This is a genomic window from Serratia sp. SCBI (genome assembly GCF_000747565.1).
Taxonomy (GTDB): domain Bacteria; phylum Pseudomonadota; class Gammaproteobacteria; order Enterobacterales; family Enterobacteriaceae; genus Serratia; species Serratia ureilytica.
Genome location: NZ_CP003424.1, coordinates 1814612 through 1827499, shown reverse-complemented (window position 1 = coordinate 1827499; position 12888 = coordinate 1814612). Strand labels below are relative to the sequence as shown.

Sequence of the window (12888 nt, the reverse complement as noted above, 5' to 3'; positions counted from 1 at the left end):
GGCGGAGGTTATTCCTTTTATTTGACAGGGAGCCGCTTAAGCGGTCACAGCCCTGTCTTCCATGGCTTCTCGCCAACCTCCCAGCCATTGAGACCGGGCGTCCACTGATGATTGGTAGGGACAATGTTCCCTGGAACGCCCTAAAATACCTGCCTGATACCCTCTCGAATGCGCCCTTTCCAGACGATCGCGTTTCTGTCTCTTCATGCCTCGTTTCCCTCATTTTGGTCTGGTGGAAAGAAAACAATGGCTGCTTTTTGCGCAGCCACGAGTAATCAATAGCGCTAAAAGAAGAGAAGATCAATGCGCAAAATTCACGCCAATGTCATATTTGTGAGCTACGCCCGAGGAAAATGCTAAGTGGCTGATCTGCAGGGGAAGGGGTTAACCAATTGAAATAAAATAGAAATCCCTGCCAGCGAGAAAAAACGACTTTTCACGCCGACAGGGATTAGACGATTTTAGACCAAATTATGACTAAATGCCGCCCATCTGTGCTGCGATAGCCTGGGCTTCCTGCTGCCACCCCTGCGCCAGAGTGCGCACCAGGGCATCATAGCCGTCTTCACCCTGTTTCAGCTCCAGGTTGAAAGGCCTTTTGATCAAACGCCCCTGGCGGTTCAGCACCCACTCGCCGCGAATGATCGCTTTCCCGTCAAAGCGGCCGTGGAAGCCGCTGATGGTCACGTTCAGCACATCCTGATCGCTGCTCATCGGCTGCGAAGAGACCACCCACCCCGGCAGCGCGCTGCTCAGGTTGGTGACCAGCGTTTGCTGCAGCTGCTGATCGAGCGGGCTGGCCCACAGGTTGTTCTGGGCTATCACATACTGCACGTCGTTGGTCTGATACACCACGCCGCTCTGCGCCAGATAATCCGCCACGCTCACGTGCTCCAGCCACAGCTGGCGCGTGGAGGCGGCGCTGCTGCCGGCCACGGCCGGCGCGCCCAGCGCCGGCAACTGATAGTAAGTCTTCTGAGGCGAACTGCTGCAGGCGCTGAGCAACAGCGCCAGGGCTACCGGGATCCATTTCATCATTTCGTGGCCTTCTTCGGCTGAGGGTCATTGCTGCCGGCGGCTTCAAACACCAGCGCGTTGCTCTTCTCATTCAGGGTGCGCAACACCGGTTGCAGCTCACGCAAGACCTGATCGAGGCGCTGCATGTCGCCCACCATCTTGTTGTAAGCCGGTGAACCAGGCTGGAACCCTTTCATGCTGCGGTTCAGCTCCAGCAGCGTTTTCTGCATGTCCTGCGGCAGCGCCTGCATCTCTTTGCTGGCGATGATGTCGTTCAACGACTTCATGGTCTGCTGCGTCGACTTCATGGTTTTCTGGCTTTCCGCCAGCGTCTTGGTCGCTTCGCTGATCATCGGATTGATCGGCATCGAATTAATCTTATCCAACGTCTGCATCAGTTTCTGCTGGATCTGCGCCAGACCGCCGCTGGTGGTCGGCATCAGCGGATAACCGAACAGCTCGCGCGGCCCTTTCCATGGTTTTTCCTGCGGATAGAAGTCGAGATCGATGTATAGCGAACCGGTCAGCAGGTTGGCGGACTTCATCGAGGCGCGCATGCCGCGGGATTCCGCATCTTTCAAGTGCCCTTCAATATCGAAGTTGCCGCCCAGCTGTTTCTGGAAGCGATCCGGCTCGATGCGGATCAGCACCGGAATGCGGTAGTCGTTATCCAGACGCTGCGCCATGCCGTCTTTATAGAACGGCACCTGCGCCACCGTCCCCAGACGGATGCCGCGGAACTCGACCGGCGCGCCCGGCTGCAGGCCGCGTACCGAGTCGGAGAAGAACAGCAGGTAGTCTTTATGCACGGTATACAGCGAATCCTGCGTGCTGCGCTGGTTGTCGAACAGCCGGTACTCCGCTTTCTCTTTCGCCTGTTCGCCGCGATCCCAGCCGTCCGGCACATCGAAGCTGACGCCGCCGCTGAACAGCGTGGTCAACGAGCCCATCTCCACCCGCATGCCCTGTGCCGACATGTCAAACGCCACGCCGCTGTCTTTCCAGAAGCGCACGTTGGTGGTGACCAACTGATCGTAAGGCGCAGTGATGAACAGCTGATAGCGCATGGCGCGCTCTTTAGGATCGAAGTAGCTGGTTTCCACCGACCCGACGCGATAGCCGCGGAACAGTACCGGATCGCCGGCGTTGAGCTGGCCTGACTTCTCGCTGTCCAGCACGATGCGCAACCCTTTGGCGTCCGGGGAAGCCAGCGGCGGCGCATCGAGCAGCTGATAGTTGTCTTTGCCGTCTTTGCCTTTGTTGCCCGGCTGCAGTTCGATATAGGCGCCGGAGAGCAGCGTGCCCAGCCCGGAGACGCCTTCACGGCCGATCTGCGGCTTCACCACCCAGAAGGCGGAATCCTGGCGCAGCAATTTCTCCATGCCGGAATTGAGACGCGCCTGCACCATCACCTTGCTCAGGTCATCGCTCAACGTGACGGTTTCCACCACGCCGACGTCAACGCTGCGGCTTTTGATTTTGGTTTTACCCGCTTCCAGCCCTTCCGCCGTCGTGGTCACCAGCGTCACCACCGGCCCCTGATGGCTGAAGTGGTAAAACAGGATCCAGGCGCCGATCAGCGCGGTCACGATGGGAATGATCCACACCGGCGACCAGCGTTTGATCTTCTCGACGTCCGCGACGCTATGATTATTTTCCGTCACCTTGCGGCTCCTTGTTTATTGTTTCACTTGCGCGATCCCAGGTCAGCCGGGGATCAAATGTCATGGCGGCGAACATGGTAAGGATCACCACCAGCGCGAACAGCACGGCGCCCGTCGCGGGATAAATGCTCATCAACTGCCCCATTCGCACCAACGCCGACAACACGGCGATCACAAACACGTCGATCATTGACCAACGACCAACGAATTCGACCACTTCATAAATCAGATGCATACGCTCGCTGTCGGCGCGCGGTTTCTTCCTGCCGTTCGCATCCCAGCACAGCCAACCGATCGCCAACATTTTCAGCGACGGCACCATGATACTGGCGATGAAAATCACCATCGCTACCGGATAAGAGCCGTCCCCCCACAGCAGGATCACCCCCGCCATGATGGTGGAATTCATCTTGTTACCCAGCGCCTCGGTCACCATGATGGGCATCAGGTTGGCCGGAATATACAGCATGACAGAGGTCACCAGCAGCGCCAGCGTCCACTGCAGGCTGTGGCGGCGACGCACGTAGCCCTTGGTGTGGCAGCGCGGGCAGCGCACCTGATCGGCCGGCAGGATCGCCGTGCAGCACGCGCAGGAGCGCACGCCCTGGCGCATGCCGGTGCGCCCCACCGTCAGCGGGCGATTAAGCCGCGGCGCCGGTTCGATATCCTGCCACAGCCAGCGCCGATCCACGCACTGGAAAGCGCGCACCTGCAGCAGACAGAACAGGCAGTAAGGCACGAAGCTGCTGCCGATGCCGATGTCGCCGTAGGCCATCAGCTTGACGAAGCTGACCAGCACCCCGGCGAGGAAAATTTCCACCATGCACCAGGTCTTGAACTGGAACAGCACCCGGGCCATCCACTCTTTGAGACCCAGCGGCAAGCGCACCCTGGCGCACAGCAGGATGATCGCCACCATGCAAAACGCCGGGATCAGCTGCACGAACACCATAAACAAGGTGGCCATGCTGGCGTAGTCTTCCGCCACCATGACTTCCGGGATTTGGATCAGCCGGATTTCGTTGCCGAGGCCGGCGACGCGCATGTTGATAAACGGGAAAATGTTGGCCAGCACCAGCATGAACAAGGCGCTGAGCGCGTAACCGATCGGCCGCTTGCGCGGCTCGTCCCAGCGGGCGCTGAGCGTGGTTTTGCAGCGCGGGCATACCGCTTTGCTGCCATAGGCCAGCGGCGGCAGCGCCACCAGCATGTCGCACTGCGGGCACAGCATCAGGTTATCCTGCTGCGCCGCCGAGGGTGCGGAATGATTATGCTGCTGATGATTGTTGTGGGAACACACCATATTCCTCCTAAATAACGTTGCTCACCGGCACGTCGATACCACCCGCAGCAGCGCGCGGGCGGTATCGCAACGGTCAGCCGTTTTTCATCGCTTCCAGCTCTTCCCAGCGGGCAAAGGCCTGCTCGAGCGCCTGCTCGGCGTTAGCCAACGCCGTCAGCACTTCTTGCGTTTCGCTGTGCGGCCGCGTGAAGAAGTCGGCGTCGCTCATCTGCGCCTGCAGCGCTTCGATTTCCGCTTCCAGCTGTTCGAGCCGCTGCGGCAACTGTTCCAGTTCGCGCAGCAGGTTGTAACTCAGCTTGACCGCCGCTTTCTTCGGCTGTTCGGCCTTTTTCTCCGCCGCCGGCTTGCTCGCGCTCGGTGCCGCCTGACGAATCGGTTTCGCTGTCGCGCGCTGGTGATGCGCATCGTAGTAACCGCCGACGAAGGCGTTGATCACGCCATTGCCTTCGAAGATCCAGCACTCGGTCACCGAGTTGTCGACGAACTGACGATCGTGGCTGACCAGCAACACGGTGCCCTGATAGCCGTCGATCAGCTCTTCCAGCAGCTCCAGCGTTTCGACGTCGAGATCGTTGGTTGGTTCATCGAGGATCAGCAGATTGCTCGGTTTCAGAAAAAGCTTAGCCAACAGCAAGCGGTTACGCTCACCGCCCGACAGCGCCTTCACCGGCGTCATCGCGCGTTTCGGGTGGAACAGGAAGTCCTGCAGGTAGCCCAGCACGTGGCGAGGACGGCCATTGACCATCACTTCCTGCTTGCCTTCCGCCAGGTTGTCCATCACCGTGCGCTCAGGATCGAGATCGGCGCGGTGCTGGTCGAAATAGGCCACTTCCAGCTTGGTGCCGCAGTGCACGCGGCCGCTGTCGGCTTTCAGCTGACCGAGCATCAGTTTCAGCAGCGTGGTTTTGCCGCAGCCGTTCGGCCCCACCAGCGCAATCTTGTCGCCACGCTGCACCTGGGCGGAGAAACCGCGTACCAGCACCTTTTCGCCAACCTGATAATTGACGTCTTCCAGCTCGAATACGATTTTGCCGGAGCGGGTCGCCTCTTCCACCTGCATCTTGGCGGTGCCCATCACTTCACGGCGCTCTGAACGCTCGACGCGCAGCGCCTTCAGCGCGCGCACGCGGCCCTCGTTGCGGGTGCGGCGCGCCTTGATGCCCTGACGGATCCAGACCTCTTCCTGCGCCAGCTTGCGGTCGAACTCGGCGTTTTGCAGCTCTTCCACCCGCAGCGCTTCTTCTTTGCTCTGCAGGTACAGATCGTAGTTGCCCGGCCAGGAAACCAGCTTGCCGCGATCCAGATCGACGATGCGCGTCGCCATGTTGCGGATAAACGAACGGTCGTGCGAGATGAAGACAATGCTGCCGTCGAACTCTTTCAGGAAACCTTCCAGCCAGTCGATGGTTTCGATATCCAGGTGGTTGGTCGGTTCGTCGAGCAACAACACGCGCGGCGAGCTCACCAGCGCGCGGCCCAGCGCCGCTTTGCGCAGCCAGCCGCCGGACAGCGAGGAAAGCTCTGCGTCGCCGTTCAGCCCCAGCTGCAGCAGCACTTCGCTGATGCGGCTGTCGAGCTGCCACAGCCCCTGGTGATCGAGGATCTCCATGATTTGCGCCATGCGCGCCAGGTTTTTCTCGCTCGGGTCGCTTTCCACCAGGTGGGAGATCGCGTGATACGCCTTCAGGTGTTCCGCCTGCTCCGCGACGCCTTCCGCCACGAAATCGAACACGCTGCCGCCGATATTGCGCGGCGGATCCTGTTGCAGACGCGCCACGATCAGATCCTGTTCGTAGATCACCCGGCCGTCGTCCAGCGGGATCTCTTTGCCGAGGATTTTCAGCAGCGTGGATTTGCCGGCGCCGTTGCGCCCGACCAGACACACGCGCTCGTTGTCTTCGATATGAATTTCGGTGTTGTCTAACAATGGCGCATCGCTGAAAGAGAGCCAGGCGCCGGACATGCTGATTAACGACATAGTAATTATTTTCCTTCGCCGGCGTGAGTCACCAGCCAGCAGTTGTGGATCTGACGGTTACGGGCAAAATCCTGCGACAGCGTCTTGGCGGTGATCTCTTTCGCCTCCAGGCCCAGCGCACTCAGCCCTGCCATATCCATTTGGAAACCGCGCTTGTTGTTCGAGAACATGATGGTCCCGTTGCGACGCAGCAACCGTTTCAAATCTTTCATCAGCGCCAGGTGATCGCGCTGCACGTCAAAGGTGTTCTCCATCCGCTTGGAGTTGGAGAACGTCGGTGGATCGATGAAGATCACGTCGAACTGTTCATTGGCATTGCTCAGCCACGACAGGCAGTCGGCCTGGATCAGCCGATGCTGGCGGCCGGTCAGGCCGTTGGCGCGCAGGTTCTTCTCCGCCCATTCCAGGTAGGTGCGCGACATGTCCACCGTGGTGGTGCTGCGCGCGCCGCCCAGCCCGGCATGCACGCTGGCGGTGCCGGTATAGGCGAACAGGTTGAGGAAGTCCTTGCCGCCGCTCATCTCGCCCAGCATACGGCGCGCAATGCGGTGATCGAGGAACAGGCCGGTATCGAGATAGTCGGTCAGGTTGACCCACAGCTTGGCGTTATACTCTTCCACCAGCAAGAACTCGCCCTTCTGCGCCAGTTTCTCGTACTGGTTTTTGCCCTTCTGCCGCTCGCGGGTTTTCAGGATCAGCTGATTCGACGGCAATTCCAGCACCGCCAGCGTCGCGTTGATCACATCGAACAGGCGCTGACGCGCCTTCTGCGCATCGACGGTTTTCGGCGGCGCATACTCCTGCACCACCACCTTGCTGCCGTAACGATCCACCGCGACGTTGTATTCTGGCAGATCGGCATCGTACAGGCGGTAGCATTCGATGCCTTGTTGCTTCGCCCACTTGTCGAGCTTCTTCAAATTCTTGCGCAGACGGTTGGCAAAATCTTCCGCCACCTGCACGCCGCCGGTAGCGTTGCCGGCCGGGCTTGCCGCCAGCTGATAGTTTTTCTGCACGCACTCCAGCGGGCCGTTCTTCGCCTTGAACTGGCGCTCGGCGCGCAGCTGCAGGCAGCTCAACAGCTCCGGCGAGGCGCTGAACAGCGAAAGCTGCCAACCGCCAAAGGCGCTTTTCATCACGCGGCCCAGCATGTTGTGCAGCGCGATCAGCGCCGGTTCGCTTTCCAGACGCTCGCCGTACGGCGGGTTGCTGATCACCGTGCCGTGCGGGCCTTCCGGCAGCGGGTTGGTCAAGCGCGCGACGTCGCCGACGTTGAAGGTGATCAGCTCGGCGACGCCGGCGCGGCGGGCGTTGCCGCGCGCCATCTCAATCACCCGACGATCGATATCGGAACCGAAGAAGCGAGAGGTAGTTTCCTGCAGGCCGCGACGCGCGCGCACCTGCGCTTCGGTGGTGACTTCACGCCACAGTTCGGCGTTGTGACCATTCCAGGCGCTGAAGCCCCAGTGTTGACGGTGCAGGCCCGGCGCGCGATCGGCGGCGATCATCGCCGCTTCGATCAACAGCGTGCCGGAGCCGCACATCGGATCGAGCATCGGCGTGCCCGGCTGCCAGCCGGAACGCAACACGATGGCGGCCGCCAGGTTTTCCTTCAACGGCGCCTGGCCGGTGAGATCGCGGTAGCCGCGCTGGTGCAGGCCTTCGCCGCTCAGATCGAGCGCCACGCTGGCCATATCGCGTTGCAGGAAGACGTTAACGCGAATGTCCGGCTGCTGTTTGGCAACCGTCGGGCGTTGGTCGAGCTTACGGGTGAAGCTGTCAACGATGGCGTCTTTCACCTTCAGCGCGCCATACTGGCTGTTGCGGATCTCTTCGTTCACGCCGCTGAAATGCACGGCGAAGGTTTTATCCACGCCAAAAATGCTCGGCCAGTCGATCGCCTGCACGCCGAGGTACAGATCCAGGTCGCTGTGCACGCGGAATTCGTTCAGCGGCAACAAAATGCGCGAAGCCAGGCGGCTCCACAGCAGGCTTTGGTACAGAAGACGATCGTCACCCTGAAAATGTACCCCGCCCTGCACCACTTTGCAGTCGTGAGCGCCAAGCGTTTCCAGCTCGCTTTTTAACAGTTCTTCCAATCCACGCGCCGTGCTGGCAAACAGAGAGTTCATATCGTACTTATCACCAAAAAGAAAATTGTTGCGCATTATAGCTAATCCGCACCGCTTGTCATAAAGTTGCTCCCTTCTATTTAATCATCGCACGGAGATAAGGGTGATCACGCTTTCCAGACTCTACGTCCATCCGGTTAAATCACTGCGCGGCTTGCAGCTTTCCTACGCCCAGGTCGGCAGCAGCGGTCTGGCCTTTGACCGCAACTTTATGATCACCGAACCGGACGGCACCTTTATTACCGCGCGCCAATATCCGCAGATGGTGTTGTTCACGCCGGCGCTGTTGCCGGACGGGCTGTTTCTGACCGCGCCGGACGGTGAAAGCGCCGCCATTCGCTTCAGCGACTTCGCGGCCACGCCGCAGCCGACCGAGGTGTGGGGCAACCATTTCACCGCGCTGATCGCGCCGGATGAGATCAACCGCTGGCTGAGCGGCTACTTCCAGCGCGACGTGCAGCTGCGCTGGCTGGGGCCGGAGCTGACCCGCCGGGTCAAGAAACACCCTGAAATCCCGCTGACGTTTGCCGACGGCTACCCTTATCTGCTGATTAACCAAGCCTCGTTCAACGACCTGCAGCAGCGTTGCCCCGGCAGCATCAAGCTGGAACAGTTCCGCCCCAATCTGGTGGTGAGCGGCGCTACCGCCTGGGCTGAAGACGGCTGGCAGGTGATCCGCGTCGGCGACGTGATGTTCGATCTGGTGAAACCCTGCAGCCGCTGCGTGCTCACCACCGTCAGCACCGAGCGTGGCCGCAAGCACCCGAGCGGCGAACCGCTCAGCACGCTGCAAAAATTCCGCTCCGCCGACAACGGCGACATCGATTTCGGCCAGAATATGATCGCGCGCAACAGCGGCGTCATTCGCGTGGGCGATACGGTGGAAGTCTTGTCAACCAAGCCGCCGCGCCCTTATGGCGCAGGTAAAGTGGTGGAGAGCGTGCAGGCGCCGCAGGACAGCGCGCACAGCGTCACGATCGAATATGAAGGAAAGGTATTTACCGGCAATAACCAGCAGATCCTGCTCGAACAACTGGAACAGCAAGGCATTCGCGTGCCTTACTCGTGCCGCGCCGGGATTTGCGGCAGCTGCCGCATTACGTTGCTGAGCGGTGAAGTCGCGCCCCTGAAGAAAAGCGCGCTGGGCGACAACGGCACCATCCTGTGCTGCAGCTGCATCCCGAAAACTGATTTAACGTTGGCGTAATCCGCCTTATACCGCCCTGTCGTAAGCCGGGGCGGCGCTTTCATCCTGCGCGCAAGGTTTCAGCCGATCGTGCATCACCTTGATGGCGTCGCCCAAGACCATGGTGCGGCCGGCGACCGTCAGCTGATTTTGCGCCAGCAGGCACAGGCTGGCGTTATCCCCGGCCTCCACCACCAGCAGGCGCGCTTCCGCGCCGCTTTCCATCACTTTCACCGCCGCCAGCTCGCCGTTTTTCGGCTGCAACGGGTAGTGCTGCTGCGAGAAATGCCAGCTCTTCGGCATCAGAGGTTTCAGGAAGCGGTAGGCGACCAGCGCATTCAACACCAGCTCGGCGCGCTGTTCATGGCTCAGCTTGACCTGCTTGCACTGTTCTTCATAGGTGAAATAAAGGGCGGCGTCATCCACGCAAAAAGCGCATTCATCGAAGGCGTCCGGCGTTAACATTTTGGCCGGGAAACGTGAACGAAAGATCATACCATTAGCTAAATCCAGCATTAGCCGATCGTGTTCGGCATCAAAATACCAACGCCAATTATCGTCAGGTTTTATCTTCATTTCGTATCCTTCTCGCTGCCCATGCCAACGCCGCACTCACCCTAAAAGGCGATTTTATCACCGATGAAATAGCTTAAACATCGGATAATTCCGCGAACGATATTTAAGCTAACGAACAAAATATAGACGAGCCGGGGACAGAAATAAACCCCCGGAATAAAATGAGAGGAAAAATATTAGATATGGGTAACGATATCTTTAATCAAACGCGGGCCGTGATAGATAAATCCGGAATAAATTTGCAGCAGGCTCGCGCCGGCCTCCATTTTTTCGCGCGCCGCCGTCAGCGAATCGATGCCGCCTACGCCGATAATCGGCAGACGCCCTTGCAGTTCGGTGGAGAGGCGACGGATCACTTCGGTACTGCGTGATTGCAACGGACGCCCACTTAACCCGCCCGCTTGTTCGCAGTAATTCAGCCCTTGGATCAATTTTCGATCCAACGTGGTATTGGTGGCGATCACGCCATCGATATTATGCCGCACCAGGCTATCGGCAATTTGGATCAATTCTTCCTCAGAAAGATCCGGCGCGATCTTTACCGCCACCGGCACATATTTGTGATGGCGCGCATGTAATTCCTGCTGCTTATTTTTAATCGCAGCCAAAAGATCGTCCAACGCTTCGCCATACTGTAAGGATCGTAACCCCGGCGTATTCGGTGAAGAGATGTTAATCGCGATATATCCGGCATACGGATAAACTTTATCCATGCAGATCAAATAATCGTCTTTGCCCTGCTCGACCGGCGTGTCTTTATTCTTGCCGATATTGATCCCAAGAATGCCGCCGAAATGGGATTTCTTAACGTTTTCAACCAGATTGTCCACGCCATGGTTATTGAACCCCATGCGGTTAATCAGGCCTTCCGCCTCAACCACGCGGAACAAGCGCGGCTTGTCGTTGCCCGGTTGCGGACGCGGCGTCACAGTGCCGACTTCCACATGGCCGAAGCCCATCGCGCCGAACGCATCGATGCATTCGCCGTTTTTATCCAGACCGGCGGCCAATCCCAGCGGGTTTTTAAACGACAGCCCCATGCAGCTGACCGGTTTGGTCGGCACGGACTGACGGACAAGAAACGCTAATGGGGTGCCGGTAATACGGCTGAGCTGACGAAAGGTCACTTCGTGCGCGCGCTCCGGATCGAGCTGGAACAACGCTTTCCTGATGAGGGGGTAGTACATGGACTCTCCTGATTTCCCGGTTGCAAACCGGGGGCGTATTATCCGGTATCCCCCGCCTAATTGGAATTGATTAAAAGGCAAAAAAAAGCCGTTTTTACGCAATCGTTTTCCCTCTTCATCGCCAAATCGGCGCCAATCCGCTTTTACGCATATCCAAATCAAAAAATGAGATTTAAAAAACGCGCCTGGTTGCTGGTAGGTTTAAAACACTTCCCATTAATTTTCTAATTAAACCTAACTTTTAGTTATAAGGAGTGGCAATGCGCGTTATATCACTGGCCGGTAGCCCACGCATCCCATCACGTTCCGCCGCGCTGCTCTCGCTGAGTCAGAACTGGCTGCGGCAACAAGGGGTGGAGGTGACGGCCTATACCCTGCACGACTTCGATGCCGAAGATCTGCTGTACGCCAACTTCAACAGTCCGGCGATCAAGGCGTTTGCCGACCAGCTGGCGCAGGCCGACGGCCTGCTGATTTCCACGCCGGTTTATAAAGCGTCGTTCTCCGGCGCGCTGAAAACCCTGCTGGACCTGCTGCCGGAACGCGCGCTGGACCATAAAGTGGTGCTGCCGCTGGCGACCGGCGGTTCTGTCGGTCACATGCTGGCGGTGGACTATGCGCTGAAACCGGTGCTGGCGGCGCTCAAAGCGCAAGAGGTACTGCACGGCGTGTTCGCCGACGACAGTCAGATCCAGCTGACCGGCGAAAGCGCCACGCTCACCGACGCCGTGGCCGCCCGGTTGGAAGAAGCGCTCGCCAGTTTCTATCTGGCGCTTGGGCGCCGCAAACCGCCCGCGCTGCGCGTCGCCTCGCCGCTGACGGCGCGTCAAACCGCCTGAAATGCCTGGAAAAGGAGAGCCTGAATGAAAGAACGCAACGCTTTGCGACGTTGGCTGAACGCAGCGGCCTTCACCGGCCTGCTGTCGCTGGTCTGGGCCAACGCCGCCGTCGCGCAGGATCCGGCGCAATTTCGCATCGGTTACCAGAAAGGCTCGGTGAGTCTGGTGCTGGCGAAAAGCCACCGGCTGCTGGAGGAGCGCTTCCCCGCCACCCGCATCAGCTGGATTGAATTTCCCGCCGGTCCGCAGATGCTGGAAGCCTTGAACGTCGGCAGCATCGATCTGGGCAGCACCGGTGATATTCCGCCGATCTTCGCGCAGGCCGCCGGGGCGGACCTGCTGTATGTCGGCGTTGAGCCTCCCAAACCGAAGGCGGAAGTGATCCTGGTGCCGGAAAACAGCCCGATCAAAACCGTCGCCGATCTGAAAGGCCATAAGGTCGCATTTCAGAAAGGATCCAGCTCACACAACCTGCTGCTGCGATCGCTGCAAAAGGCCGGCCTGAAATTTACGGATATCCAACCCGCCTACCTGACCCCCGCCGATGCGCGCGCCGCATTCCAGCAGGGCAACGTCGATGCCTGGGCTATCTGGGATCCTTATTATTCCGCCGCGCTGCTGCAGGGCGGCGTTCGGGTGCTCGGCGACGGCACCGATCTGAACCAGACCGGTTCCTTCTATCTGGCGGCGCGCCCTTATGTCGAAGCCAATGGCGCCTTTATCAGCCAGGTCCTGACGGTGCTGACCCAGGCCGATGCACTCACCCGCAGCGACCGGGCGCAAAGCGTGACCTTGCTGGCCAACGCCATGGGGCTGCCGGAACCGGTGATCGCCAGCTATCTGGATCACCGTCCCCCGACCGCCATCACACCGCTCGATGCGCATACGATCGCCGCGCAGCAGCAAACCGCCGACCTGTTTTACGCCAACCGGCTGGTGCCGGTGAAGGTCGACATCTCGCAACGCATCTGGCGCCCAAGCGCGCAATAAATACGGGAGAGCATTG

11 protein-coding genes are annotated in these 12888 nt (G+C 59.3%); 3 read left to right on the top strand and 8 right to left on the bottom strand.

The genetic code is table 11. The features are described from left to right. Nucleotides 1–36: 36 nt before the first annotated feature. From rmf to rlmKL, 6 genes are all read right to left on the bottom strand, one after another. On the bottom strand, nt 37–207 hold the full coding sequence (gene rmf / locus SERRSCBI_RS24030; RefSeq protein WP_004928150.1) for a ribosome modulation factor: 171 nt from the start codon (nt 205–207) through the stop codon (nt 37–39). Between the two features lie 270 nt (nt 208–477). Continuing rightward, nucleotides 478–1038, bottom strand: a complete 561-nt coding sequence (gene pqiC / locus SERRSCBI_RS08405) for a membrane integrity-associated transporter subunit PqiC (protein ID WP_033650689.1) — start codon at nt 1036–1038, stop codon at nt 478–480. Further along, complete coding sequence (gene pqiB / locus SERRSCBI_RS08400) at nt 1035–2681, bottom strand: intermembrane transport protein PqiB (RefSeq protein WP_033642587.1); 1647 nt, start codon at nt 2679–2681, stop codon at nt 1035–1037. Before pqiB ends, pqiC begins: the two co-directional genes overlap by 4 nt. Beyond that, nucleotides 2668–3981: a membrane integrity-associated transporter subunit PqiA gene (pqiA, locus tag SERRSCBI_RS08395; RefSeq protein WP_369795931.1), complete on the bottom strand. Its 1314-nt coding sequence runs from the start codon at nt 3979–3981 to the stop codon at nt 2668–2670. Before pqiA ends, pqiB begins: the two co-directional genes overlap by 14 nt. 76 nt (nt 3982–4057) lie before the next feature. Beyond that, nucleotides 4058–5962 (bottom strand): ABC transporter ATP-binding protein, encoded by a 1905-nt coding sequence (locus SERRSCBI_RS08390; protein ID WP_042784127.1) that lies wholly within the window; start codon nt 5960–5962, stop codon nt 4058–4060. Nucleotides 5963–5967: 5 nt separating this feature from the next. Then, nucleotides 5968–8094: a bifunctional 23S rRNA (guanine(2069)-N(7))-methyltransferase RlmK/23S rRNA (guanine(2445)-N(2))-methyltransferase RlmL gene (gene rlmKL / locus SERRSCBI_RS08385; protein WP_089192583.1), complete on the bottom strand. Its 2127-nt coding sequence runs from the start codon at nt 8092–8094 to the stop codon at nt 5968–5970. Nucleotides 8095–8197: 103 nt separating this feature from the next. Here rlmKL and SERRSCBI_RS08380 point away from each other — a divergent pair, with 103 nt between their 5' ends. After that, entirely contained in the window at nt 8198–9301 is a 1104-nt protein-coding gene (locus tag SERRSCBI_RS08380; protein ID WP_033650684.1) for a YcbX family protein, read from the top strand. Between the two features lie 6 nt (nt 9302–9307). Here SERRSCBI_RS08380 and SERRSCBI_RS08375 read toward each other — a convergent pair whose 3' ends face one another. Together SERRSCBI_RS08375 and pyrD are read right to left on the bottom strand one after the other, a co-directional pair. After that, entirely contained in the window at nt 9308–9856 is a 549-nt protein-coding gene (locus SERRSCBI_RS08375; protein WP_004928171.1) for a cell division protein ZapC, read from the bottom strand. Nucleotides 9857–10032: 176 nt separating this feature from the next. Then, on the bottom strand, nt 10033–11043 hold the full coding sequence (pyrD, locus tag SERRSCBI_RS08370) for a quinone-dependent dihydroorotate dehydrogenase (RefSeq protein WP_019454516.1): 1011 nt from the start codon (nt 11041–11043) through the stop codon (nt 10033–10035). Between the two features lie 260 nt (nt 11044–11303). On the opposite strand from pyrD, the gene ssuE reads away from it, so the two are divergent. Both ssuE and SERRSCBI_RS08360 read left to right on the top strand, forming a co-directional pair. Further along, nucleotides 11304–11882: an NADPH-dependent FMN reductase gene (gene ssuE, locus SERRSCBI_RS08365; RefSeq protein WP_033642583.1), complete on the top strand. Its 579-nt coding sequence runs from the start codon at nt 11304–11306 to the stop codon at nt 11880–11882. Nucleotides 11883–11906: 24 nt separating this feature from the next. Continuing rightward, nucleotides 11907–12872 (top strand): sulfonate ABC transporter substrate-binding protein, encoded by a 966-nt coding sequence (locus SERRSCBI_RS08360; RefSeq protein WP_042784125.1) that lies wholly within the window; start codon nt 11907–11909, stop codon nt 12870–12872. Nucleotides 12873–12888: the final 16 nt, after the last annotated feature.

Excerpts from the sequence above, each read along its gene's own strand:
- pyrD (WP_019454516.1), bottom strand. The coding sequence starts at position 11,043 with ATGTACTACCCCCTCATCAGGAAAGCGTTGTTCCAGCTCGATCCGGAG.
- ssuE (WP_033642583.1), top strand. The coding sequence starts at position 11,304 with ATGCGCGTTATATCACTGGCCGGTAGCCCACGCATCCCATCACGTTCC.
- SERRSCBI_RS08390 (WP_042784127.1), bottom strand. The coding sequence starts at position 5,962 with ATGTCGTTAATCAGCATGTCCGGCGCCTGGCTCTCTTTCAGCGATGCG.
- pqiC (WP_033650689.1), bottom strand. The coding sequence starts at position 1,038 with ATGATGAAATGGATCCCGGTAGCCCTGGCGCTGTTGCTCAGCGCCTGC.
- rmf (WP_004928150.1), bottom strand. The coding sequence starts at position 207 with ATGAAGAGACAGAAACGCGATCGTCTGGAAAGGGCGCATTCGAGAGGG.
- SERRSCBI_RS08360 (WP_042784125.1), top strand. The coding sequence starts at position 11,907 with ATGAAAGAACGCAACGCTTTGCGACGTTGGCTGAACGCAGCGGCCTTC.
- SERRSCBI_RS08375 (WP_004928171.1), bottom strand. The coding sequence starts at position 9,856 with ATGAAGATAAAACCTGACGATAATTGGCGTTGGTATTTTGATGCCGAA.
- rlmKL (WP_089192583.1), bottom strand. The coding sequence starts at position 8,094 with ATGAACTCTCTGTTTGCCAGCACGGCGCGTGGATTGGAAGAACTGTTA.